Below are 24,424 nucleotides of genomic sequence, written 5' to 3'. Positions count from 1 at the left end.
GGCTCCTTCAGCATCAACTGCAGAGGTGGAGCATGACCATGAAGCCGAAGAACGCTGCGCTCGAAAGCGAGACGATCGAAGCATTTACCGGATGGTGCTATGACGAAGGATGGAAGGCTCTCGATAAAGAGCTGCCCATGAGCGTCCGTAACCGGTTGGCGATAATTGATCGCTCGGTCTACGCCGCAAATGCAATCGCCAGGATGCTGGTGGCGGACGCACGCGGAAAAGCAGACGCACGCGACGACAATCGCGTCATCTACAAGGGTCTGAATAATGGTGAGGTAACCGCCTTGCAGTTGGCGCTACTTGAACTTGGTGATCGCGCTGAAGAACGATTGGAAGAGGTTCGAGACGACATGCATGGCTGCTGGCAATCCGGGAGGGCTCGCGCATGAGCATCCAGACCGGCAACGAAGTGGATCGACTGTTCTCCATCGCACTCGGTGTGGATTGGATTGAGGCGGCGCTACTTGCCAGAACCACCGTGGAACTGGAAGAGGTTGATTCGCTTGCTTCCAGCCACGTCGAGAATGCGCTGCATCAGATTGCCGCTATCGGCAATACCATCGGTGCCGAGCAAGTGGAGGAGGCGCACATGTCGCGGTTGGGGTGGGTTGTGGCTCACCTGGCCGAATATGCGAGCGTCATGGACACGATGGCGGCGCTAGCGCGTGAGCTGCAAAACCCCAAAATTCGCGCACTGCACGATAAGGCTGTAGAGGATAAAAAGGAGATCCACGCATGATCGACCACACCATCACCGGCGAAGCGCACGAGCAAGCCAGTAACTTGCTGGATCAAGCTGTCGCCATTCTGCGCTGCGTTCGTGAACTTCCGAACCCAAACGACACGCATGCCGTGTCCAATGCCATTTGGGCGGCGGATGACATGATCGAGCGCGCTCACGACCTGATCGGCCACATCTGACAGTTCACACCGCGCCTAGGCTGATCCCCGAACACCGGGCACCTTCCCCGGCTGGCGCGGCACCCTATGAAGGGCGCAGAGGTGTGCGCATGTGGCATCAGCGATTCGGGCATTCCCGTGAGGAGATGACTCCAAGTAAGTACGCTGGTACGGCGCTGATCATCGTTGCCGATGGGCTGATTGCCCGCGGCCTGTTCGTCGACAAGAAACAGTTCGACAAAGAATTTCGCGATCAGCTCAGAAACGAGGTTGCTGCCGGTTTGGTCACTGGAGATAGCTTGCATCTGGCTTTGACCGATCCAACCCGACAGTGGATGGCCGGAGAAGATCCCACACGTGAATGGGCGGCGATCGCAACTGCGTATGCCATCGAGGCCATCATGGCTGAACATGATGGTCACCAGGTCCTGGCGTGGACCTATGCAGTTGATGCCATGTTTGCAGCCAATGCCTCACGGAGTAACGCCATTGGTGATGCTGTTTTGCAGGATGCTCGCGCAGCGAGTTCCAGCAACGCAGGAAAGGTCAGTGGATTGAATCGGAGCGAGGCAGCAGCGGATCGCCATACCAGGTGGGAGGCCTATGCTAAAAGCATGCTGAATAACGGAACGGCCAAGATCAACCTTACAAGTAAAGCCGCACGTCACTTCAATGTCAGCGAAACACAGATGAGGAATGTCCTTCAGGATAAAGGCCTCTTGAATGGGCGAAAAAAGCGAAAGTGAACTGGGCACGCTTATTTTTTCGCGGCTAACTTGCATGACCGTCCAAACCAATCGAGGGCGGTCACATGGCATCCGAGGCAACAACTCGCGCCTACCTGCGCGTTTCTGACATCACCCGCAACCGCCGCACCGGCGCTCCCGGCTTGCTGCCGGTCACCGCTTCGACATGGTGGAATTGGGTGAAGGCCGGCAAGGCGCCGGCACCGATCAAGCTTTCCCCTGGCTGCACTGTCTGGCGCGAAGCCGACGTGTTGACGTTCGCTGAGTCGCTGGCGAAGGCGGCCACGTAATGAGTTGGCCCCAGAAACGCCAACGCCCGGCTGGCACCGGGCGTCAGAGCGCAAATCACAACACTTCCGGCAAGCACTTTACCACCAACCTCGACCCGGTATCTCTGCTGCTGGGACGCTTGGAGGGTGTCATCAAGACCGGCAACGGCTGGCGCGCACGCTGCCCCGCACACGGAAGCAAATCCGCCTCGTTGAGCATTGCCCAGGGTGACAACGGCACGCTGCTGCTCCACTGCTTCGCAGGGTGCGAAGTTCACGACGTGCTCGCCGCGGTCGGGCTGGAAGTGGGTGATCTCTTCGTCCGGCGTGACTTCAAGACTATGACGCCTGTCGAACGCAGCCAGTTCCTGCAAGCGGCCTTGCTTCCGAAGTGGCGCGCTGCACTGGACGTGCTCATCCACGAAGCCAATGTGCTGCAGATCGCCGCCAGCAGGATGGGCGACGGCTTCGCCCTGGACGATGAAGAACTGCATCGGCTTCGCATCTCGGCCCTCAATATCTTCGATGCCAAGGAGGTGCTGCATGCCCGCTGACACCTACAGCGCCAGCATCGACGACGTGGCCAAGCGGGAGGCGGTGGCATCGTCTATCCCGGAGTTGGTGCAGCATGCCCTTGGTCGCCTTGGCGAAGATCCGGGAGCCTTGTTTGAGGCCAACGTGTTGGAAGCTATCAAGGCGGTGCGCCTGGCCGATCCTGCGGGCTACCAGCGCATCCGGGCGCAGGCCAAGAGGAGCGCCAGCGTGGGTGAATTGGACCGCCTTACGGCTGCCGGCAAGGTGGATAGTGACCAGTCGTCCATGTTCCCGCATGTCGAGCCCTGGGCGAAGCCGGTGGACGGTGGCGAGCTCGTCCGAGACCTCTGCCGGGCGATCAAGGAGCATGTGGCCGCCGACAAGCCCACCATTCTCGCTGCAGCGCTGTGGTGCATGCATACCTGGTGCATGGATGCCCTCACGGTGTCTCCGCTGGCCCATATCACCGCCCCGGAGAAGCGCTGCGGCAAGACGGTGCTGCTGACGGTCATGTCCGAATTGGTGTGCCGCGCGCTGCCGGTGGCGAACATTTCCCCTGCGGCCCTGTTCCGCAGCATGGAGATGTGGCAACCCACACTCCTGATCGACGAGGCCGACACCTTCCTCAAGGAGAACGACGAAGCCCGCGGCCTCATCAACTCCGGCCTGTACCGCAAGACTGCCTTCGTCATCCGGGTTGAGGGTGATGACCATGTGCCCACCCAGTTCCGAACCTGGGGCGCCAAGGTGGTGTGTGGCATCGGCAAGCTGGCCGACACGATCGAGGATCGCTCCATTCCATTGCGCCTGCGTCGCAAGGTGGCCGGTGAGTCAGTGGCGAAGATTCGGCACGCGGAAAGCGACCAGTGGGACGCCTTGCGCCAGCGCATGGCCCGATGGGCGGAAGACAACCGGGATGATGTGGCGATTGCCCGCCCAACCCCGGCCAGCGGGCTCAATGACCGCGCACAGGACTGCTGGGAGCCGTTGCTGGCGATCGCCGACCTCGCAGGCGAGGCATGGGCCAAGGCAGCCCGGAACGCTGCGCTAGCGCTTCATGGTGCTGAGGAGGAAAGCCAGAGCATCGGCGTGGAGCTGCTGCGGGATATCAGGGATGTGTTCGAGCGGCGTGGATCATCCCGCCTCACCAGCGCGCTCTTGCTGGAAGAGCTGACCAGTGATGAAGAGGCCCCCTGGGCGACTTGGGCCAAAGGTCGACCGATGACCCAGCGCCACCTCGCCGCCCGCCTGGTCGACTTCCGGATAAAGCCGGCGAACATGCGCACGAGTGATGGCATCCGGAAGGGCTACGACCTGGCCGACTTCCGGGACGCCTTTGATCGCTACCTTTCCCTTTCCGTAGAACACCCCCCTGTATCCGCTACACCGCTACAACCGCACAACGGCGCGGGTTTGAGCGTGAACGGATCAAAAAGCGCGATCCGCTACACCGAAGCTCAGCCGCTACCCGCTACATCCCAATCCGTAGCGTGTAGCGGATCGGCGAAAACCGTAGCGGATGGTGTAGCGGGGCTCAATACCTCGCAAACCGCGCCACTAAGCCAATGTAGCGGTGTAGCGGATGTGCACCCCTCCTTAGGGAAAAAGGAAGAAGGCACAAAAGTAGAGCGCGAGAGGATCGACATATGACCACGCGCACCTTCAACCCTATCGAAACCTTGCTGCTGGTGTGGGCCTCTGGCTGCGTGCTCACCCGCACGGGCGACACCCTTCACATCGAAACCGAGCGAGGCAAGGGCGCGATCCCGCCTGAGTTGGTCGACCACCTCAAGGTCAACAAGCAAGCACTGCTGGCGGTGATGCCAGAGCACGACAAGCCGCAAGCCACGGAGCTGCCCCGTGGCGGTCATTGAAGTTCTCATCAACGCCTCTTAACCGCTATTCCATCTGGAGTTATCCCCATGCTGCTCATTCGCGGAAAGACCATCAGCCTCAAACCTCTCGGCTTTCGAGAGATGAAATCCGTCGCGCGCCACATCCAAGCTTTCATGTGCCGCCCAGCCGAGACGGCACTTTTTGATGAGGAGAACTCCAAACATCTCCTGGCCATCATTCATGCCGCGGTCCGTCGCGAGGTCAAGAACGTCACACTCGAAGAAGTCGAGGAGGCCCTGAACATCCAGAACTTGGAAACCGTGGTCGCCACGGTTCTCGGCACCAACCAAGCCACCTTGCGCGCGTAAAGGAGCCGGCTATGGCAGACATGCAGATTGCAATGAGGTTGACGATGGCGGACCTCGCCAGCGGTCCGCTGGGGCGATTCATGAGTCGCCTGCAGGAGCTGAGGGAGCTGGCCAGCAAGGTCACAGCGGGATTCAACGATTCGACGAAGAGCATGGCCGGGCTGGGGCGTGGCGCCGGAGAATTGGAAGCTGCCCTCGGCACGCTGGGGAATAAGGCCAGCACTACCAGTGGCCAAATGAGTGGCCTCGCCGAAAAGCTGGTGGATCTAGCGCAGGGCATGGTGACCCTCGGTGAAACCTTGAAGGGTGGTATCGCCTCTTTCAACGAGCTGGGGTCGAGCGCACGAATGGCGGGCGTAGGTGTTGCTGTCGGCACCCGCGAGATGGGAGCGGCGAACGCCAAGGTCAAGGAAACGACGACCAGCGTTGGTGGCCTCAGTTCGGCCCTCAAGGGTATGGCCGAGATTTGGGCCGCCATGAAGATCGATCAAGGCCTGAAGGCTTCGGTGGAGACGGCGGCCGATTATCAGGACACCCTTCTGAAGCTCAAGGCGCGCAACCTGTCATCCGGAGAACTGAGTGCGATCCAGACGCGCGCGCGCCAGGAATCGCAGCAGAATCCCTTCTACAGCACCAACGATGCCCTGAAGGCCGAGCTGGCGGCGTTGCCTGGGTTGCCGGGCACGAGCCAGTACATGCAGGACATGCGTGCACAACTGGTTCCTTACGCGATGAAGGTCGCTCAGGTTCTGAAGCTTCAGGGTGACCAGAGCCCGCTGGAACACCAGATCCAGAACATCTTCGGCGTGGTCGAGGCGATGGGGGGAGCCGAGAATGCCGACAAGGCCAAGTGGATCATGCGGGGCATCAGTGATGCCTCTGTCGCTTCAGGCGGCAAGATTGATGTGAAGTCCCTTGAGACGAGTCTGCGCCAGCTCAATCGTGCGTTGTCCACGAACATGACGCCGGACCAGTTCCGCAACTTCGTCGCAACGAACGAGGAATTCAAGGCGGCTGGTGGTGGTGGCGCAGGCGGCAACACCAAGGCCGCCACGATCCTCAACGCCATCTATACCGCCAGCGCTGGCGGCGTGATGAAAAAGGGTGGCGCTGATTTGCTGGAGCAACTTGGGGTGCTCGATCCCTCCAAGGTCAGCAAGTATGGACACTCGAGCACACAGGCGATGGTTGCACCAGGCGCCCTCAAGGACAGCCAGCTTGCCATCTCGGCTACGAATCAGTGGGTCCGCGAAGTACTGGTGCCGGCGCTGACGAAATACACCTGGCAGCACTGGCAGGAATTCGGTTACGCCTCGAACTCGCCCAAGGATCTGGAAAATCCCCAGGAGATGGCCAACGCCGTCGCCAATCTGGGGACGTTTCTTTCGAAGATGGGGCTTGGCGGCCAAACGTTCGCCTCCGGTTTGGCGATGCTCAGCAACCCCGCGGTAACAGCTGCCATTGACGCCCAAGTTGCTCAGCAGAAGAGCACCAGGAATCCCGATGACCTCTTGAAGGAGCGCCAGCAAACCTTCAGCGGCGCTATGCAGTCCATGCACGCGCAATTGGAGACGCTTGAGAACACGATCGGCCAGCAACTCAATCCGACCCTGACGAAACTGACGAACTGGTTCAGCAGTGTCATCAAGGAGGTCAACGATCTGGCGCAGAAGTATCCGACCCTGACGAAATACACCGCGGAAGCTGCTGCTGGATTTGCTGCCTTCCTCGCCATCAAAGGTCTCAGCAGCATGATCGGCGGCATCACGTCGCTGGTGGGTTGGATGGGCAAGATCGGGCCGGCAGCCACAGCGGCGGCGGCTGAAACGACAGTTGCTGAAGCTGCGATTGGTACAGCTGCGGCGACGGCAGCGGTGGAAACGGAGGCGGCCACGGCCACTATCGCGAGTCGGTGGGCAGCCTTGTTGCCGATCTTTCGAAATGTTGTTGCCATGACACCGGCACTGACTACGGCAGCATTTGTTGCTACTGCCTCGGGCGACACGGGCCAGGATGCCAAGGTTGCCGAACATCAGGCAGCCGAGGCCACTACCGGAAAATCGGATGCCGCAAGCAATGCTCTGACGCTGGCCCGCACGCAACTCAGCCATTGGTGGCGTAGCACACCGACCGATGCCGAGATCCGCGATCGTGCCGCAGACATCATGACGGGTCACATGGGCGGCGAGTCCATTTCCGATCGCAACACTGCCGCCTACAAGAAGGCCTATGCATCGATTGATGCCGATCTCTCCTCAACGAAAGACCAAGCCAACGCCTCGTCGAAAGCCGCGGCCACGTCGGCGCCGGCACCGGAAGCCGCGCTCGTGCGTAATGCCGCACAAGACAATCCTGGCGAAACGGAAGCACAGCATCAGGTTCGCCAGGCCAAGGAAGCTCGTGTTCCTGGGGGAAACTTAGGAGACCTTGGCAAAGACACTGCCGCAGGCCAGAGCACGCTCCAAAAATTGCGCGAAACGATCGAAGAGCAGGACGACAAGGACAAGGGCGACCCGTTCGATGCCGTGATGCGCAAATACCAGGGCTATTCCGATCAATTCCGCAAAGCGGGCGACGGCGCAAGCGCCGATCGCGCGCTACAGGTCGGCAACCAGCAAGCGAACAAGGCGGCCTATGACTACGAAAGCCAGAAGCTGGAGCAGCTCAAGCAGGAACTGGAAGCCCAGAAGCAACTGAATGCCGCCAAGCGTGAAGCCGGCGAGATCAGTAAGGAACAGGAGGGGCGGGCCAACCTCGCCGCCACGCAGAAGCTCGTGCCACAAATGCAACAGGCGGCTACGGCTGGCGCGAGGTATGCCCAGGCCATGGGCAATCCTACATTGGCGATGACCAAGGAGGCGCAAAGCGCGGCGATAGGTCAATTGGATACACAGGCAGCAAAGGCCATCACCCAAGCCAAGCTTGATGACGCCATGAATCAGCTGAAGGCGCTCCAGCGAACTGTGCAGGAATTGGAGCGTGCCCAAGAGGCCAAGTACCGGGGTGGTCAGATCAGCCATGATCAGATGGTGACGAGCGACAACGCCATCGAGCAGCAGCGCCAACCGCAGATGCTGGCACTGGCGCAGGCGGCGAAGGAATACGCCAGCACCATCGGGAACCCGGAACTGGCTGACCAGTTGGATGCGCAGATCGCCAAGATCCAGCAGATGGGGCAAGCCTTGACCCAGACCGCACAACAGGCTCAGCAACTGGGCCAACGCATCGAGGACACTGTGGGGCAGTCCTTCAGCGACTTGTTCAGCAGCATGATGAAGGGCAACCAGACATGGAAGACCATGCTGGCGAACCTCAACAATTCACTGCTTGGCGGGTTCAACAAGAGCATCTCGAACTACCTTGGAAAACAGGTCGAGACCACGGTCTTTGGTGACTCGTCGAAGGGTAATGGTGGAGATGGTGGCGGTTTGCTTGGTGGCCTACTTGGAAAAATCACAGGGAACGGAAACAGCGGAAACAGCGGAAACCAAGGTGCCGGTGGTGGATCGGGAGGCTTGCTCACGAACTTGCTCGGCAAGAACAGCATTCTTGGAAAGTGGCTGAATGGCAGCTCGGGAAGCAATCAGGGTGGCTCACCTAACGTGCTTTCGGGTCCATCTGATGCATTAGGTAGCGGCGAAGACACCCTTGGCATGTCGAATGCGGGGCAAGGCGGCGGATTTATGTCTGGGTTCGGCGCACTTCTCGGCCAGAACAGCTTGACGGGTCAGATGCTTGGCGGTTCTGGCGGTGATGGGTGTGGATGTGCCGGTATGGCTCAAGGTGGAGCCTTGGGGTACATGCAGCAGATGGGTAGTTTGCTCGCCAATAGCGACGGTAGTACCGCAAGCGGCGGTGCAGGTGCCACGGGTGGTGGTTATGTCGGAATGGCCATGGGGCTTTTTAACCTCTTTAGCACCATGGCCAGTTTCGCAGTGGGCACCGATTCAGTGCCCCACGACATGGTGGCGCAGATCCATGCCGGCGAACGCATCATCCCCGCGGCGACGAACCAGGCGCTCACTGAGCAGCTCAGGAATGGCGGCCTTGGCGGCGGCCATCAGATCAATCTGAGCATCCACGCCATGGACAGCCAGAGCGTGCTGGGCGCCATGGATGGCGTGAAGCGTGAGTTGCATCAGATGCTGCAGAACACCGCGTCCCAGTACAACATGGGGACGCGGTAATCACGAGCCATCGCTGACGCACCGCCACGTTGATTCTTGGCGGTGCTTCTTTCGAGAAACTGCGGAACTAGGGCCTTCGATCGACAGGAGTGGCCGTCCCTGTCGTGCTAAGGAATCCTAAGGTTTCTGAGACGGCTCGAGGCTCGGAGCTATTAAGGAACCGTAAGGTTGCCGACGCGACATAGACCACGATACGGGCAGGCTACAGCCCGAAACAGCTGGTGCCATCGGCGGGCGGAACTTGAAGAAACTTGAAATTGCCAATGCCAAGCAGGCGGCTATCCGGGCTGGATATAGCGCCAAGACCGCTGAGCAACAGGGATCTCGCCTGTTGGGGAATGTTGAGGTTTTGGAAGCCGTACGAGTCGCCAAGGAAGCCCAGGCTGCTCGACTGTTATCAAATGTTATGGTTGCCAAGGTGGTGTTGGCCTCCAGCGATCATCTAATCCGAGTGGCATCGATCCCAGTCGCCGTTGACCTTCCAGCTGAGCACGGTGGCATTACCCTGCGCGATCAAGTTAGCGCCAGGCGAGTCCGGTGCGTATTTGGATGGTGTGCTCAGCGGAGCCTTCCATTGAATCAGCGAGCCGCAACGGTCATTTTCGTCCCATAGGTGCGGCGTGATGTTTCTCTTCCACTGTACGTAGATGGTGATGAAGCACCCCGCGGTGTGTTGCGGCAGGTTATCGCACCAAGCTTGGGTGCCACCGGCGATCACTCCAAGGTCCATTGCCTTGAGCATCTTGCCCGCATTGCCATAGTGGCCAGCAGGCATCCCCTTCAGAGCGCTGTACGGGTCGCGATTGATCCCGCGTTCTAGAGCTTCGTTCACGCCGAGGATGTTCGGGTCTATGGGTTTGGCAGGGGCTGCAATTTTCTGCTCCCTGGGCGCCTGGGGCGCTTCTGAAGGGGCGTCTCTGCTGGCAGTAGTTGCAGGTTGGCCTGGCTGTGTAGCTGGCGCGCTACTGTCTGCGCAAGTCCTAAGCGCAGCGAGGGCGAATAGAAGCAACAGACCACCACCAAGGAACTGTGCGCACCCAGATGTGAACGTTGGGCGTTTCGCGCCGCACTTTGGGCATGCGCGCGCGGAAGTACTTATCGCTGTTCCGCATTCCGGGCACTTGATCAAAGCCATGGTTCCTCCCTGTGAGCATCACCGATGGGAAGTCAGAGCCAGCGCGCCACACCGCCATGATGTGAACAGGTGCCCTGGTGGTGTTGGCTGAAGCTGTACGTGTTGTCCCGGCACTGAGCGGTAGCACCTTCGGGAGGTCGACCTGATTCCGTATGGGCTGGGCGATGGACGGTCTGCCCGTCACTGTTCACGTAGCTACCGGACTCCACCAGATGATCGTCGTAGCCCTTGGCCGCCGGTGCGGCTGCGGTTGTAGGTGTTGTCTGGGCGTTTTGGAAGGCTGCTGCAGGTGCGATGGCGACGAATGAGATGGTCGCCGCGAGCGCCAGCGGAAGTAGCTTGGACATGATCTCCCCCTATCCCTGTAAGGGGATCATCTCGCAGATATGGGCTTGCGACTACTCGTTGCCGGACTTCGCTTACGTAGGCTGATACCGCCCAACCCGCACACGACGCACCCGTGTGTGTGCGAATGAGTCTGGCGCGATGGTTGGGAATGGATGGGGTTCGTCTCGCGCGCACGAGGCGTCGACCCGCGCGTTAACTGCTCCGGAAAACTCCGGTGCACATCGTGCAAGGGCGCAAAATCATCACGGCGCACGCACGTGCGCAAGAGAGTCGAGATCTACTCAGGAGTGGGGTGCCCGCTACGCTGGATGAAGCCCGACGACCGGGGCAGCAGCGAGAAAGGTAGGGCGGCGCAGGCAGCTGGCTATTCAGAGGAGAATGCACGGAAACAAGGCGACAAATGGGTGACATTGCGTGACATTGGCCTACGCGCGCGCGAGGACGCCCCCATTCATCCGCTCGGACCTACTGGCAGACACGCTCCAGTTAGGCAGTCACCACGACGCGCTGGGGGCATTTCCGGGGGCATCTTTTCGAGATGCGCCATGTAGGCCCTGCCATTGCTAGGTTTTCGATCCCCGCTCCGGCACCATCTGAATCGATGGGATGGACATGCCGGCCTGCCGCATCGCGGGCGGACATGCGTGAAGCCCCTTCTCCCTGCAGGAACGGCGACACGGCGTGCCTGGCCGGGCACGCCAGCGCGTCCGTCCGCCACGCGGCCGGCGAATAGGGAGTATGGTCGAGACTTCCCCTCTCACCATGGGCCATCCTAATGAGCAAAGCACCCGCGACCCTCACCGCCGCCGACATCCATGCGGTGTATTCCAGCAAGAAGATCGATTCCGTCGTCGAGCACGCGACGTCGTTCCAGTCGACCAAGCGGTTCGTTCGCGATCCGGCGCACACGGGCCAGGCGCCGTTGAACCCGAAGGACCTGAAGGGCGCCCGCCACCGCTGACCAGCGTGCCGGCAGGTTAGGTCGACTGCTGCTCCATCCGGTCCATGCAAGCCAGGGCCGCGTGCACCACTCCGGACGGGAAGCCCATGCGGGCAAGCAGCCTTATGGCGTTGCGCCCGGTGGCCGCGCCGGAGCGCAGGCGGTAATCGAAATAGCCGTCCACTTCCGGGTTTTCCTGGAAGTGATGGAGCGCGTAGCGCTCGCCCAGCATGGCCTGCAATTCCACGTCGTGCGTGGTGACCAGCACCAGCGAACGCTCGCCCAGCGCACGCAGCACGGCGTGCGCGATGGCGATGCGTTCGGCGGTATTGGTGCCGCTGAACGGTTCGTCGAGCACGAACAGGCCGCCGCCGTGGTGGGTTTCGCTGTCGAGGAAGCCGCGGATCGCCTCGATCTCCGCGAAGTAATGGCTCTTGCCGGCCGCCACCGAATGCTCGCCGTGGATCGCGGCCATCACCGGCAGGCGCGGCAGCACGGCGCGCGCCGCCAGGCAGAAGCCCGCGGTGCGGCCGAGGATGGCGTTGATCGCCAGCATCTTCACGAAGGTGGTCTTGCCCGCCATGTTCGAGCCGGTGACCAGGGCGGAAGAGCCGTCGAGCCGGATCGAATTGCGCACGCCGCCCGGCAGCAGTGGATGGCTGCCTTCGATGATCTCCAGCGTCGGCGTCGCGGCCAGTTCCGGCTGGCAATGCCGGGGATGCATCGCCAGCGCCGAGGCCAGCGCGATGGCGGCGTCGATCCCGCCCACCAGCCCGAACGTGGGGTGCAGTCGCTGGCGCAGGCGATGGAAGCGTTCCATCGACCATGCATGCACGATCAGTTCGAGCAGGAAGGCGATGTTCAGCCACGGCATGATCCAGGTTGGCGGCCCCGCCTGCTTGCAGGCGCGCATCACCCGCAGCGCGCGGCGTACTTCGTTGCGCGCCGGGCGTTCCTGGCGCAGTTGCTGCAGCAATGGCAATTCGTCTGTGCACGCGCACAGGGCCTCGGCCACCTGCAGCATGCGCAGGCAACCGTTCAATGCCTCGATCTCGCGCAGGCTTCGCCAGCTGTAGCGGTACAGGATCACCGCGTTGACCGGCAACAGCGCCAGCCACCACCACGCCGACCACGACCACGCGACCACCGCCGCCAGCAATGCAAGCGAAAGTAAGCCCCACAGGCTCAGCAGTCCGCGTCGCGCCGGCGGTTCCGGAACCTCGGCGTACAGGGCATCGACGACGTGCGCGTGCGAGGAGTCGCGCAGCGGCAGCAAGGCCAGTTGCAGTCGCTCGCGCAGCGCCGGGTCGTCGCGCAGGCGCACGTGGGTGGCGTGGCGTGCCGCCAATTCGGCGGGATCGTCCACGTATTCGCGCAGCTGCTTGTGCAGCGCCTGGCTGCCCAGCGGCGTCGCCGTGGTGTCGAGGTCGACGAACACGCGGGGGAATTCCAGGTCGGACCAGGTCTTGGCGTCGACACAGCCCGCCTTGTCGCTTGCCAGATCGAACCAGCGGCCGGCGAACGGCTCGTGCTTGGCGCCCGGTTTTCCCCATTGCGCGCGCAGTTCGGCGAGCGCCTTGCGGCGGGGCAGCAGGACATCAAGCGCGGAGTGCGCGAGATCCTTTGCGTGGTGGATGGTGTTCACGGGCTCCCCAGGAAAGACGCATGCTGTCCGGGCAGCGGCGTGCGCTGCCGACTTCTCACGCCACGAACTGCAGCCGTGCCAGTTCCGCGTACAGGCCGCCTTCGGCCAGCAGGCTTTCGTGCGTGCCCTGCGCCACGATGCGGCCGCCGTCCATCACCACGATGCGGTCGGCGCGTTGCACGGTGGCGAGGCGGTGCGCGATGACCAGGGTGGTGCGGCCTTGCTCCAGTCGTGCCAGGGCCTGCTGGATCGCGGCCTCGGATTGCGCGTCCAGCGCGGAGGTTGCTTCGTCGAGCAGCAGCAGCGGGGCGTCGCGCAGGATCGCGCGGGCAATGGCGATGCGCTGGCGCTGGCCGCCGGAGAGGCGCACGCCGCGTTCGCCCATCTCGGCGGCGTAGCCGTCGGGCAGCGCGCTGATGAAGTCGTGGGCCTCGGCGGCGCGCGCGGCCTCGACCACTTCGCCGTCGCCGGCATCGGAGCGGCCGAAGCGGATGTTGTCGGTGGCGCTGCCGCTGAAGATCACGGTCTCCTGCGGCACCAGCGCGATGGCGCCGCGCAGTTCGGCGAGGCGCAGGGCGCGCAGGTCGATGCCGTCGATGCCGATGCGCCCCGATTGCGGATCGTAGAAGCGCAGCAGCAGCGAGAACACCGTGCTCTTGCCGGCGCCGGACGGGCCGACCAGGGCGACGGTCTCGCCGGGGCGCACGTCCAGCGTGAAGTCATGCAGCGCGGCGGCATCGGGCCGGCTCGGGTAATGGAAGCTCACGTTCTCGAAGCTCAGCGCGCCGCGGACCGGCCGGGACAGCGCCAGTGGCTGGGCCGGCTCGGCGATGCCGGGGCGCTCGGCGAGCAGCTCGCCCAGGCGCTCCATCGCGCCGGCGGCGCGCAGCACGTCGCCCCAGACCTCGGACAGTCCGGCCACCGAGCCGGCGGCGAACACCGCATACAGCACGAACTGCCCCAGCACGCCGGGATCCAGCGTGCCGGCCAGCACCTGGCGCGCGCCTTCCCACAACACCAGGGTGATCGCGCCGAACACCAGCACGATCACCGCCATGGTCAGCAGGGCGCGCGTGCCAATGCGCCGGCGTGCGGTGGCCAGCGCGCGCCCGATCGCATCGCTGTAGCGCGCGCTTTCGATCGCCTCGCGGGCATAGGCCTTCACCGCGGTGGAGGCGTTGAGTGTCTCGTTGGCGATCGCGGCCGCGTCGGCGAGCCGGTCCTGGCTGGCCCGCGACAGCTTCTGCACGCGCCGGCCGAACACCAGGATGGGCAGCATCACGGCGGGAATCACCAGCGCGGTGAGCCCGGCCAGCGAAGGCGCGGTCCATGCCATGGCCACCGCCGCGCCAAGCAGCATCACCACGCTGCGCAGCGCCACCGACACGCCCGAGCCCACCAGCGCCTGCACGACCTCGGTGTCGGCGCTCAGCCGCGACAGCAGTTCGCCCACGCGGCTGCGCTCGAAGAAGCCGACGTCGAGGCGGATCACCTGCGCATAGAGCGTGTTGCGCAGGTCGGCCAGTGCGCGTTCGCTGAGCAGGGTGATGCAGAAATAGCGCGCCGCGGTGGCCACGGCCATCACCAGGGCCACGCCGAACAGCGCCAAGAAGGTCGCGTTGATCACCGCGGGGCTGGAGTGCCCGAAGCCCCTGTCGATGATGTAGCGGAACGCCATCGGCAACACCAGCGAGGCTCCCGAGGACAGGCCCAGGAAGACCAGCCAGCCCACGGCCAGTGCGCGATGCGGTTCGAGGAAGGGCCACAGCCCGCGCAGGGCGCTGATGCGGCGGGTGGCGCGTGGCGTGGCGGTTTCGCTCATGGGCATTTCGCGCTGGGCGGCTGGCGCGCCGCAATCTGCTCCAGATGGGGGAGCCTTCCCCGTGATTCAACCATCCAGCGCCGGGGCCGCGAGCCGTGCCGTGGCGGGACTGCGGCGGCCGGTGATGCCCAGGCGGTCGCGCAGCCGCAGGAACGGGCGCTCGACGGCGTAATGCAGCAGGGCACCCGTGGCGAGGATGGCCGACGCGTATACAGCGAACGCGGCGACTCCGTGCACCGCGGGCCACTGCGCCAGCGCTTCATGCACCGCATGCATGGGCAGCTTGTGGCTGAGGTAGAGGCTGTACGAGATGCCGGCGATCCAACCCGCGCCAGGCACGCGCCAGCGTCCCAGCCAACTGCGCCTGCCCGCGCCGGCCGCCACCAGCAGGGCCAGTCCGAGCGAGAGCAGGGGGAAGCCGAACACGCTGGCGGCGAAACCGGACTTGTCGCGGAACAGCCAGATCGCCGCGGCGGCAAGCAGCAGGCCCGCGGCGGCAAGCACGTTGGCGCGTCGCTGCATGCCGGCCCACCAGTGCGGGCGATACGCCTGGATCGTCGCCAGCAGCACGCCGTCCAGCAAGCCGTCCAGCCGCGTCCAGGTCGGGTAGTAGACGGTCTCCAGCCAGTCCCGGCCATCCAGCACGGCCTCCCCGCGCAACAGCATGCCCATCGCCACGACCAGCACGCAGCCGACGACGACCAGCGCCGGCGACGAACGCCGCGCCAGCCACCATGCCAGCAACGGGAACAGCAGGTAAAAATGCTCCTCCACGCACAGCGACCAGGCGTGCGAGAACGCCTGGTTGTGCCGGTAGTCGATCAGCAGGTTCACGGTGAACGTGAGGAACTGCCACGCCGGCTGCATGCCCGGCGCCTCGCGCCAGCCGGGAAACAGCAGGTACGCCGCCAGCACCGCGAGGAAGGCCGGCAGGATGCGGAAGGCACGGCGCAGGTAGAACATGCCGAACGGCAGCGGCTCGCCGTGGCTCAAGGGCTCCAGCAACTGCTGGCCGATCAGGTAGCCGCTGAGCACGAAGAACAGGTCCACGCCCATCCAGCCGTAGTCGGCGACGGGCTGGAGCGGGCCGCCGATGCCGCCGATCATCCACGAGTGGAACAGCATCACCCAGACGATGGCGATGGCGCGCAGCAGGTCGAGGCCGGGCAGGCGTTGCATGGGTTCCCCTCGGGATGGGCGGCGTCCGTTGTCGGCCCGGCGCGCGGCGGGTGTGGCCGCGCAGTGTGGACAGCCCGTCGGCCCTGCACAAGCCGGAATTGTGGCGATTCGAAGAAGCGTGCGGGAGCCGCGCTCAGTCGAGCCGCCGTGCCGCGATGCGGCCGCGGCTGAGGTCGCCGATGCGCGCCTGGGCTTCGGCGACGCGTTGCGCCGGCAAGGCGTATTCCAGCGTCACGCCGTCGGCGCCGAATTCCTCGCGCACCGCCTCGGCATCCAGTTCGCGCAGGCGTGCCTTGAACAGCGCCAGTTCCGCGAAGTCGCAGCGGAAGCCCAGCCGCGCCATCGCCACGATCGCCACGCGCCCGGCGGTGCGCAGGCATTCTGCCGCGGTGCCGCCGTAGGCGCGGGCAAGGCCGCCGGCGCCGAGCTTGATGCCGCCGTACCAGCGCGTCACCACCACCGCCACGCGGTCGCAGCCCTGGCCCTCGATGGCCTGCAGGATGGGGCGGCCCGCGGTACCGCCCGGCTCGCCGTCGTCGTTGAAGCGGTAGTCCTGGCCGATGCGGTAGGCCCAGCAGTTGTGCGTGGCATCGGCGGCGGATGCCGCGCGCACGAAGGCCAGCGCCTGCTCGGGGTTGTTAACCGGCGCGGCCTGCGCAAGGAAGCGGCTCTTCTTGATTTCCTCGAGGCGGCGGCAGGCGGCGGCCAGGGTGTGCAGCGGTTCGCTCATGTGCGCAGGGTAGGGCATGGTGTCATGTCCATGCATTACCCTGCGCCTTTCGTGTTCGCTGGAATGCCATGATGTCGCTGGACGTGCTGATGGTTCTCGTGGTGCTCGGCCTCGTGCTGCGTGCGTTGAAGTGGCGGCGCATGGCGGGTGCGGCGCTGGCGCTGGCCGTGCTGCTTTTCTACGTCACCGGCTGCGGGCTGCTGCCGGCGTGGTTGCTCCGCCATCTGCAGGCGCCCTATGCGCGGCATCCCGCGATCGCATGGTCGCAGCGCAATGCCGTCGTGCTGCTGGGCGCAGGTACCGTGCGCACCACGGCGGGGACGGTGGAGCCCACGCTGTTCGCGAATGGCCGCATCAACGAGGCGCTGGCGCTGTACCGCGAATGCAAGGCCGGCGGCAACGACTGCAAGCTGGAGGTGAGCGGCGGCGACGCCATGCATACCGGCCAGCCCGAGGCCATGGCGTACGGCGTGGTGCTGCAACGCCTCGGCGTGCCGGCCGGCGACCTGCTGCTGGAGCCGCGCAGCATGAACACCTGGCAGAACGCGCAGTTCAGCGCGCCGTTGCTGCGCGGCTACGGCGCGCAGCAGGTGGTACTGGTTTCTTCGGCCACGCACCTGAGCCGCGCCAGCCTGTATTTTTCGCATTTCGGCATCGCGACCGTGCCGGCGCGCGGCGACTGGCTGGCTCCGCTCATGGATTGGTGGCCGCAATCGTGGAACTTCGCCGCGGCCGACGTGGCGCTGCACGAATACACCGGCATCTGGCACTACAGGATCTACGAGGCGATGGGCTGGAACGTCAAGGCGGGCAAGCCCGGCGACGTCTGAGCCGGCTTCCGCGCATCGCCGCCGGGCGCAGGACGGTCGAGGCGCGTAGACTGGCGGCTCCGCCGGACTTGCGATGGGTGGGTTCATGCCAGGGTATGCATTCGTCGTCGTACTGCTGATCTGCATCCTTTTGAGCGGCTTGCGCGTGCTGCAGCAATACCAGCGCGGGGTGGTGTTCCGCCTCGGGCGCTACCGCGGCACCCGCGAGCCCGGGTTGACTTGGATCATCCCGGCCATCGACCGCATGCTGATCGTGGACATGCGGGTGATGACCCAGGACATCGAGCCCCAGGAGACCATGACCAACGACAACGTGCCGGTGAAGATGCGCGCGGTGGTCTGGTACAAGGTGATCAATCCCGAGCGGGCAATCGTGCAGGTGGCGCGTTTCGAGGACGCGGTGCGGCAGACCGCGCTCACCAGCCTGCGCAGCGTGATCGGCCAGCACTCGCTGGACGAACTGCTGAAGGAGCAGGAGAAGCTGTCCGGCACGCTGGGCAAGATCATCGACAAGGTCACCGAGCCGTGGGGCGTCGAGGTCGACATGGTGCAGATCAAGGACGTGGAGATACCGCAATCCATGCAGCGTGCGATGGCGCAGGAAGCCGAGGCGCACCGCGAGAAGCGCGCACGCATCATCAAGGCCGAGGCCGAGCACGACGCCGCGCTGAAACTCACCGAGGCGGCGACCAGGATGGCGCAGACGCCGATGGCGATCGAACTGCGGCGCATGCAGATGCTCACCGAGGTCGGCGCCGAGCAGAACACGATGACCATCGTGATGATGCCCTCGGAATTCGTCAACGCGGCCGATGCGATGGCACGCCTCGCAGAACGGGCGCGTCGCGATGCCGGCTGACCGCCCGGGCGTTGCAGGGGCGGGGCGGAAAGGTTGCTTGCCCGGGGGCTGATCGACCGGTTTTTTGCTCCTCATCCCTGCGAGGCGCTTTTCAGCAGCCGGAAGCTGGTCAAACAGGGATCCCGTGTCTTTGCGCCCGCAGGATTGCAGGCGCTGGATGACCAGCTTCGCTGTTGTGAAGCGCCTCCGGCCTGCGCCGGGATGGCGGGCAAATTCAGGGCTTCCCGAGCACGCGCAAAGTGAGTTCGCCGTCTGCGAGACGGGCGCGCACATCGTCACCTGCGCCGACGTCGGCCGAGGCGCGCACGACCTTTCCGTCGCCATCGAACAGGATGGCGTAGCCGCGCTCCAGCGTCGCGAGCGGACTGACCGCGTGCAAGGTGCGGGCGGCCTGCTGCAGGGCGTGGCGGTCGCGTTCCAGCTGGCGGGCGATGGCCTGGCGCAGGCGCTGCGATTGTTCGTCCAGCTGCCGCTGCAGCAGCGGCAGGCGCTGTTGCGGATGGCGCGCCAGCAGGCGTGCATGCAGGCGGTCCAGCCGGGTGCGGTTGCGTTGCCGGTGTTCGCGCAGCACGGTGAGCAGGCGGTGCCGCAGGTGGGCGAGGCGTTCGCGGTCGCGCGACAGCCGTGCCTGCGGGCGCTGCGCCTGCAGGCGCGCGAACAGGTGGTCGACGCGCTGGGTGAGCGCTTGCAGGCGGCGCTGTTCGAGCAGCGCCAGGCGCTGCCGCAGCTGGCGCAGGTGGCGCAGGGTGGCCTGCGCGTCGGGCACCAGCAGCTCGGCGGCGGCGGAAGGGGTGGGTGCGCGCAGGTCGGCCACGAAGTCCGCGATGCTGAAATCCACCTCGTGCCCCACCGCGCTCACCACGGGTACCGCACTGGCGTGGATGGCGCGCGCCACGGCTTCGTCGTTGAAGGCCCACAGGTCTTCCAGCGAGCCGCCGCCGCGGGTGAGCAGCAGCACGTCGTAGCGTGCGCTGGTCGAGGCCTTCTTCAACATCGCGGCGATGGCGGGCGGCGCCTCGCGGCCCTGCACCGGCACCGGCAACAACTCCACCTCGGCCAGCGGCCAGCGCCGCGCGAGCACGCTGAGCACGTCGCGGATCGCCGCGCCGGTGGCGGAGGTGACCACGCCGATGCGCCGCGCGTAGCGCGGCAGGGGGCGCTTGCGCGCGGGATCGAACAGGCCTTCGGCATCGAGCCGCGCCTTCAGCCGCTCGAACTCGCGTTGCAGCGCGCCTTCGCCGGCCGGCTCCATGTGCTCGGCGACGAGCTGGAATTCGCCGCGCGGCTCGTACAGCCCCACCCGCGCGCGCAGCAGCACCTGCATGCCGTCGACGGGCTTGAAGCGCAGCGCGGCGCTCTTCGGGCGGAACATCGCGCAGCGCACCTGGGCGCCGCTGTCCTTGAGCGTGAAGTAGAGGTGCCCGGAGGCGGGGCGCGCCACGTTGGACAGCTCGCCCTCGATCCACACCATCGGCAGCACGTCTTCCAGCAGGTCGCGCACCAGCCGGTTCAGCATGCTGGGGGTGAGGATCTGGCGCGGCGGAGCGGCGTGGTCGTCGGGGGCGTGCATGGACCGGCGAGACTAGCACGTCTTGTCGGTGCCAGCTCTTGCGCAACAGTGGCTTGGCGGCGGTTGTGCAGGTAATGCCTGATGTATCGGTCGGCCGATTGTCATGGGCGTTCGGCTAGACTTTCGACTTCACGCCGCACCTCTCGCGGCGACGGATCCACGGTTGCCCGCATGAACGATTCAAACCACACCAAACCGCGCGAGGCCCTGCCGCAGGCGCGCCGCCCCAACGTGGGCGTGCAGATCGGCAAGGTGCGCGTGGGCGGCGGCGCGCCCATCGTGGTGCAGTCGATGACCAACACCGACACCGAGGACCCGATCAGCACCGCGAAGCAGATCGCCGAGCTGGCGCGCGCCGGTTCCGAGCTGGTGCGCATCACGGTGAACACGCCGGCGGCGGCGGCCGCGGTGCCGCGCATCGTCGAGCGCTTGGCGATGATGGGCGTGGACGTGCCGATCATCGGCGACTTCCACTACAACGGCCACCAGTTGCTGGAGCAGGAGCCGGCCTGCGCCGAGGCGCTGGCGAAGTACCGCATCAACCCCGGCAACGTGGGCTTCGGCAAGAAGAAGGACGCGCAGTTCGGCGCGATCATCGAGAAGGCGATCCAGTACGGCAAGCCGGTGCGCATCGGCGCCAACTGGGGCTCGCTGGACCAGGGCATGGTCGCCACCCTGATGGACGAGAACGCGCAGCGTGCCGAGCCGTGGGACGCGGGCCACGTGGCCCGCGAGGCGCTGATCCGTTCCGCGCTGGACTCGGCGGCGCTGGCCGAGAAGATCGGTCTGCCGCGCGAGCGCATCATCCTGTCGTGCAAGGTCTCGGGCGTGCAGGAGCTGATCGCGGTGTACCGCGACATCGCCGTGCGCTGCGACTACGCGTTGCACCTCGGTCTCACCGAGGCCGGCATGGGTTCCAAGGGCATCACCGCTTCGAGCGCGGCCCTCGCCGTGCTGCTGCAGGAGGGCATCGGCGACACCATCCGCATCTCGCTCACGCCGGAACCGGGCGCCTCACGCACCGGCGAGGTGATCGTGGCGCAGGAGTTGCTGCAGACCATGGGGCTGCGCGCGTTCACGCCGCTGGTCACCGCCTGCCCGGGTTGCGGTCGCACCACCAGCGAGTTCTTCCAGGAACTGGCCAAGACCGTGCAGGAACACGTGCGCGCGCAGATGCCGGCGTGGCGGGTGCAGTACGACGGCGTGGAGAACCTCACGCTGGCGGTGATGGGCTGCGTGGTGAACGGGCCGGGCGAATCCAAGCACGCGAACATCGGCATCTCACTGCCGGGCAACGGCGAGGCGCCGGCGGCGCCGGTGTTCATCGACGGCGAGAAGGCGATGACCCTGCGCGGCGACAACATCGCCAGCGAGTTCGTGGGCATCCTCGACGACTACGTGGCGCGCAAGTACGCCGCACGCGGCGGTTGATCCGGTGACCGCCGGGGCGCAGGAAATCCTGATCCTCGACGCCTGGCATGCGAACGCGCAGGCATGGGAGCGCGCCGTGCGCGAAGGGCGCATCGAAAGCCGCCGTCTGGTGACCGACCAGGCCATCCTCGACGCCGTGCTGGCGCGCTCGCCCCGCACGGCGATCGACGTGGGCTGCGGCGAAGGCTGGCTCACGCGTGCGTTGGCCGGGAAGGGCGTGCGGGTGCTTGGCGTGGATGCGGTGCCGGCGCTGGTCGAAGCGGCGCGCGCCAAGGGCGGTGGCGAGTTCCGCGTGCTGTCCTATGAGGACATCGCCTCGGGCGCACTGGACCTACGGGCCGACGTGGTGGTCTGCAATTTCTCTTTGCTCGGCGGATCGTCGGTCGATGCCTTGCTCGCCGCGGTGCCCGATCTGCTGGAACCGAATGGCGCATTGATCGTGCAGACCCTGCATCCGGCGATGGCTGGCGAACCTTATGCGGATGGCTGGCGCGAGGGTTCGTGGATCGGCTGCGGCGAGGGCTTCGGCGAGGCGGCGCCGTGGTATTTCCGCACCCTGGGCAGTTGGGTGGCGGTTTTTGCGCAGGCCGGGCTGAACCTCGTGCAGCTCGTCGAGCCGGTGCATCCGGACACGGGGCGTCCGGCCTCGGTGATCTTCGTTGCCGTGGCGCGTCAGGCGCCATCGCATCAGCCTGGTTGAACCGGCGGCGCGAAGGATGCCCAGCTACCCACGCGGCCGGGCAGGGCAGTCAGCTCCACGATGGCATGCAGGTAGCTTTCCCGCGGCATTTCCTCGGCACCAAGACCCAGCGTATGCGCATTCGCCACCTGCGCATCGATCAGGGGCCAGCCCCATTGCCGCAGCAACGCGGCCAGTGACATCAGCGCGAGCTTGGAGCCGCCGCTTTCGGCGCTGAACATCGACTCGCCGCAGAACAGCTGGCCGATCGCCACGCCGTAGAGGCCGCCCACCAGCCGCGCGTCGTCCCACACTTCCACGCTGTGCGCGTGGCCGAGCCGGTGCAGGGCGACGTAGGCGTCCATCATCTCCGGCACGATCCAGGTGCCGGCATGTCCATCGCGCGGCGCGGCGCAGGCGCGGACCACTTCCTCGAACGCGCGGTCCACGCTCACCCGCCACGCCTTGCCGCGCAGTTGCCGGCGCAGGCTGCGGTTGGCGTGCAGCGCCTCCGTGCGGAACACGCAGCGCGGATCGGGCGACCACCACAGGATGGGTTCGTCCTCGCCGTACCACGGGAAGATGCCCTGGCCGTAGGCGGCCAGCAGCCGTGCTGGCGAGAGGTCGCCGCCGAATGCCAGCAGGCCGTTGGGTTCGCGCAGAGCGTCGCGCGGATCGGGAAAGCGCTCCGGTACGGCGGAATCGAGCAGGGGCAGGCGGATCATCGCTGATCGATGGGCGGCTAGGGATCGAATTTACCGCTTGCGGACGAAGCTGCGCATGACCATGCCCATGCTGGTGCGAAAGGCAGTTGGCCGCGGCATGCCTTCGTCGGCCGCAACGAAGACGAAGCGGTCGCCTTCGAGCCGGTAGATGGCGGGCAACGGTTTGCCTGCGTCCGCGCCGATCGAATCGACCCAGGTGATGGACTTCGGCGCGGTGGATGCGTCGAGCGTGAAGTCGCCCTCCAGCAACAGCTCGCCTTCGACGGTACGCACCTCGAAGTGGTTGCCACGGATCAGGGTTAGTGCGCCGGGGGCGCTGTGGTCGTCGGGCGGATCGGCTATGCCATCTATCTCGAGGCCGACCTGTTCCCATGAACCCTGCAGAGTGGTCAGGTCGTCCGTGGAATCATCCGGGCATGTGTTGTCGAGCGGCGGTGTCATGTCGATCCTTCGATTGCGTGGCACGCCATGATGACAGGTCAGCGCGAGGCATAGGGGCTGTGCGCCATGCACTCGTCCGCGTAGCTGTCCATCGCCGCGGATTCGCCGTGCAGGGCTTCGCGCACGGCGGTGCGGAAACCTTCGTGCAGCAGCAGGTGCCGCGAGTGCGTGCGCACGGGAAGGAAGCCGCGCGCCAGCTTGTGCTCGCCCTGCGCGCCGGGTTCGAAGCAGCGCAGGCCGCGCGCCAGCGCGTGCTCGATGCCGCGGTAGTAGCACAGCTCGAAGTGCAGGCCAGGCGCATCGACGCGGCTGCCCCAGTAGCGGCCGTACAGCACGCCGTCACCCTCGAGGAACAGCGCCATCGCGGCGATGCCGTCCGCGTCGTGCGCCAGCGCCAGTTGCGCCATGCCGCCCAGCCGGCGGAAGAACGCTGGCGTCAGTGCGGCGTGGTTGCCCTTGGCGTCGAAGGTGGCGAGGTAGAGCGCATGCACTTCGTTCCACTCGGCATCCGTCAGCGTGGCGCCCTCGCGCCAGGCCATGCGCAGGCCGCTGGCGGCGACGCGGGCGCGTTCGTGGCGGATGTTCGCGCGCTTCTTGTGGTTGAGCGCGGCGAGGAAGTCGTCGAAGTCGCGCCAGCCGCGGTTGCGCCAGTGGAACTGCACGTCGGAACGCGCCAGCCAGTCCGCACCGAAGGCGTCGGCCTCGTCCGCGAGCAGGAAGTTCGCGTGCACGGACGAGAGCTGCAGGCGCCCGGCTTCGCCGCGCATCGCTTCGACCAGGGCGCGTTGCAACCCGGCATCGCCACCGGCCAGCAGGCGCGGGCCGGTGATCGGCGAGTAGGGCACGCCGCACAGCAGCTTGGGGTAGTAGTCGCCGCCGGCGCGTTCCCACGCGGCGGCCCAGCTCCAGTCGAACACGAACTCGCCGTGCGAATTGCCCTTGAGGTACAGCGGCGCGGCGGCGCGCAGCTGGCCGTGTTCGTACAGGCCGAGGTGGTGCGCTTGCCAGCCCCAGCCGGGACGGATGCAGCCGCTGTCCTCCAGTGCGTGCAGGAAGGCGTGCGAGACGAAGGGATTGGCGTCGGGGCGCAGCGCGTCCCAGTCGGTGGCCGGGATCTGGGCGATGCGTGGGTGGAAGCGTGCCTCGGGCATGCGGGCGATATTAGCCATTGTGTAGGAGCGCACCCTGTGCGCGATGGCCTTGATGCCTGATCAGGGCCAAAGCCATCGCGCACAGGGTGC

The 24,424-nt window shown here is 65.4% G+C and carries 25 protein-coding genes; 15 read left to right on the top strand and 10 right to left on the bottom strand.

Going from position 1 to position 24,424, the window contains the following annotated elements:
- The first annotated feature begins 38 nt into the window (after positions 1-38).
- From IHE47_RS13585 to IHE47_RS13540, 10 genes are all read left to right on the top strand, one after another.
- Positions 39-398: a hypothetical protein gene (locus IHE47_RS13585; protein ID WP_192106679.1), complete on the top strand. Its 360-nt coding sequence runs from the start codon at positions 39-41 to the stop codon at positions 396-398.
- Positions 395-748: a hypothetical protein gene (locus tag IHE47_RS13580; RefSeq protein WP_192106677.1), complete on the top strand. Its 354-nt coding sequence runs from the start codon at positions 395-397 to the stop codon at positions 746-748. The genes IHE47_RS13585 and IHE47_RS13580 overlap by 4 nt, the downstream gene beginning before the upstream one ends.
- The gene (locus tag IHE47_RS13575) at positions 745-930 is read left to right on the top strand and encodes a hypothetical protein (protein ID WP_192106675.1); all 186 of its coding nucleotides are present in this window, start codon (positions 745-747) and stop codon (positions 928-930) included. The genes IHE47_RS13580 and IHE47_RS13575 overlap by 4 nt, the downstream gene beginning before the upstream one ends.
- A gap of 89 nt (positions 931-1,019) precedes the next feature.
- Complete coding sequence (locus tag IHE47_RS13570; RefSeq protein ID WP_192106673.1) at positions 1,020-1,655, top strand: hypothetical protein; 636 nt, start codon at positions 1,020-1,022, stop codon at positions 1,653-1,655.
- 65 nt (positions 1,656-1,720) lie between these two features.
- On the top strand, positions 1,721-1,945 hold the full coding sequence (locus IHE47_RS13565) for a hypothetical protein (RefSeq protein ID WP_225561883.1): 225 nt from the start codon (positions 1,721-1,723) through the stop codon (positions 1,943-1,945).
- Positions 1,945-2,478, top strand: a complete 534-nt coding sequence (locus IHE47_RS13560) for a DNA primase (protein ID WP_192106671.1) — start codon at positions 1,945-1,947, stop codon at positions 2,476-2,478. The genes IHE47_RS13565 and IHE47_RS13560 overlap by 1 nt, the downstream gene beginning before the upstream one ends.
- The gene (locus IHE47_RS13555; protein WP_192106669.1) at positions 2,468-4,108 is read left to right on the top strand and encodes a DUF3631 domain-containing protein; all 1,641 of its coding nucleotides are present in this window, start codon (positions 2,468-2,470) and stop codon (positions 4,106-4,108) included. The genes IHE47_RS13560 and IHE47_RS13555 overlap by 11 nt, the downstream gene beginning before the upstream one ends.
- Positions 4,105-4,332, top strand: coding sequence for a hypothetical protein (locus IHE47_RS13550; RefSeq protein ID WP_192106667.1), 228 nt, complete (start codon positions 4,105-4,107; stop codon positions 4,330-4,332). The genes IHE47_RS13555 and IHE47_RS13550 overlap by 4 nt, the downstream gene beginning before the upstream one ends.
- A gap of 48 nt (positions 4,333-4,380) precedes the next feature.
- Complete coding sequence (locus IHE47_RS13545; protein ID WP_192106665.1) at positions 4,381-4,662, top strand: hypothetical protein; 282 nt, start codon at positions 4,381-4,383, stop codon at positions 4,660-4,662.
- 11 nt (positions 4,663-4,673) lie between these two features.
- Positions 4,674-8,849 carry a hypothetical protein gene (locus tag IHE47_RS13540; protein ID WP_192106663.1) on the top strand — a complete coding sequence of 1,392 codons (4,176 nt, stop codon included), beginning with the start codon at positions 4,674-4,676 and terminating at the stop codon, positions 8,847-8,849.
- Between the two features lie 442 nt (positions 8,850-9,291).
- Here the strand turns inward: IHE47_RS13540 and IHE47_RS17900 are convergent, their stop codons facing one another.
- Together IHE47_RS17900 and IHE47_RS13530 are read right to left on the bottom strand one after the other, a co-directional pair.
- A complete protein-coding gene (locus tag IHE47_RS17900; RefSeq protein ID WP_255523499.1) occupies positions 9,292-9,681 on the bottom strand; it encodes a hypothetical protein in 390 nt (129 codons plus the stop codon).
- 335 nt (positions 9,682-10,016) lie between these two features.
- The gene (locus IHE47_RS13530; RefSeq protein ID WP_192106661.1) at positions 10,017-10,331 is read right to left on the bottom strand and encodes a DUF3761 domain-containing protein; all 315 of its coding nucleotides are present in this window, start codon (positions 10,329-10,331) and stop codon (positions 10,017-10,019) included.
- Positions 10,332-11,107: 776 nt separating this feature from the next.
- Here IHE47_RS13530 and IHE47_RS13525 point away from each other — a divergent pair.
- Positions 11,108-11,293, top strand: a complete 186-nt coding sequence (locus IHE47_RS13525) for a hypothetical protein (protein WP_192106659.1) — start codon at positions 11,108-11,110, stop codon at positions 11,291-11,293.
- A gap of 16 nt (positions 11,294-11,309) precedes the next feature.
- Here the strand turns inward: IHE47_RS13525 and IHE47_RS17990 are convergent, their stop codons facing one another.
- The 4 genes from IHE47_RS17990 to IHE47_RS13505 all read right to left on the bottom strand — a co-directional run bounded on the left by IHE47_RS17990 (position 11,310) and on the right by IHE47_RS13505 (position 16,648).
- Positions 11,310-12,917 carry a hypothetical protein gene (locus IHE47_RS17990; RefSeq protein WP_192106657.1) on the bottom strand — a complete coding sequence of 536 codons (1,608 nt, stop codon included), beginning with the start codon at positions 12,915-12,917 and terminating at the stop codon, positions 11,310-11,312.
- Between the two features lie 55 nt (positions 12,918-12,972).
- Complete coding sequence (locus IHE47_RS13515; RefSeq protein ID WP_192106655.1) at positions 12,973-14,739, bottom strand: ABC transporter transmembrane domain-containing protein; 1,767 nt, start codon at positions 14,737-14,739, stop codon at positions 12,973-12,975.
- Between the two features lie 66 nt (positions 14,740-14,805).
- Positions 14,806-15,918, bottom strand: a complete 1,113-nt coding sequence (locus IHE47_RS13510; protein ID WP_192106647.1) for an acyltransferase — start codon at positions 15,916-15,918, stop codon at positions 14,806-14,808.
- Between the two features lie 133 nt (positions 15,919-16,051).
- A complete protein-coding gene (locus IHE47_RS13505; protein WP_192107205.1) occupies positions 16,052-16,648 on the bottom strand; it encodes a YigZ family protein in 597 nt (198 codons plus the stop codon).
- A gap of 68 nt (positions 16,649-16,716) precedes the next feature.
- On the opposite strand from IHE47_RS13505, the gene IHE47_RS13500 reads away from it, so the two are divergent.
- Complete coding sequence (locus tag IHE47_RS13500) at positions 16,717-17,478, top strand: YdcF family protein (protein WP_343227485.1); 762 nt, start codon at positions 16,717-16,719, stop codon at positions 17,476-17,478.
- Between the two features lie 85 nt (positions 17,479-17,563).
- Positions 17,564-18,337, top strand: a complete 774-nt coding sequence (locus tag IHE47_RS13495) for a slipin family protein (RefSeq protein WP_192106645.1) — start codon at positions 17,564-17,566, stop codon at positions 18,335-18,337.
- 214 nt (positions 18,338-18,551) lie between these two features.
- Here IHE47_RS13495 and xseA read toward each other — a convergent pair whose 3' ends face one another.
- Positions 18,552-19,907, bottom strand: coding sequence for an exodeoxyribonuclease VII large subunit (xseA, locus tag IHE47_RS13490; RefSeq protein ID WP_192106643.1), 1,356 nt, complete (start codon positions 19,905-19,907; stop codon positions 18,552-18,554).
- Positions 19,908-20,078: 171 nt separating this feature from the next.
- Between xseA and ispG the strand changes: the two genes are divergently transcribed.
- On the top strand, positions 20,079-21,338 hold the full coding sequence (gene ispG, locus IHE47_RS13485; RefSeq protein ID WP_192106642.1) for a flavodoxin-dependent (E)-4-hydroxy-3-methylbut-2-enyl-diphosphate synthase: 1,260 nt from the start codon (positions 20,079-20,081) through the stop codon (positions 21,336-21,338).
- Between the two features lie 4 nt (positions 21,339-21,342).
- Positions 21,343-22,038, top strand: a complete 696-nt coding sequence (locus IHE47_RS13480) for a class I SAM-dependent methyltransferase (protein WP_343227484.1) — start codon at positions 21,343-21,345, stop codon at positions 22,036-22,038.
- On the opposite strand, the gene aat is transcribed toward IHE47_RS13480, so the two are convergent.
- From aat to IHE47_RS13465, 3 genes are read right to left on the bottom strand one after another with little or no spacing between them, the layout of a single operon-like run.
- Positions 22,026-22,742, bottom strand: coding sequence for a leucyl/phenylalanyl-tRNA--protein transferase (gene aat / locus IHE47_RS13475; RefSeq protein ID WP_192106640.1), 717 nt, complete (start codon positions 22,740-22,742; stop codon positions 22,026-22,028). The genes IHE47_RS13480 and aat overlap by 13 nt on opposite strands.
- A 30-nt stretch (positions 22,743-22,772) precedes the next feature.
- Positions 22,773-23,183, bottom strand: coding sequence for a TIGR03067 domain-containing protein (locus IHE47_RS13470; RefSeq protein ID WP_192106638.1), 411 nt, complete (start codon positions 23,181-23,183; stop codon positions 22,773-22,775).
- A 38-nt stretch (positions 23,184-23,221) separates the two neighbouring features.
- Positions 23,222-24,334, bottom strand: a complete 1,113-nt coding sequence (locus IHE47_RS13465) for a GNAT family N-acetyltransferase (protein WP_192106636.1) — start codon at positions 24,332-24,334, stop codon at positions 23,222-23,224.
- Between the last annotated feature and the right edge of the window lie 90 nt (positions 24,335-24,424).

The organism is Rhodanobacter sp. DHB23 (genome assembly GCF_014842975.1).
In the GTDB taxonomy this organism is placed as follows: domain Bacteria; phylum Pseudomonadota; class Gammaproteobacteria; order Xanthomonadales; family Rhodanobacteraceae; genus Rhodanobacter_A.
This window is presented reverse-complemented; position numbering and strand designations above follow the sequence as displayed.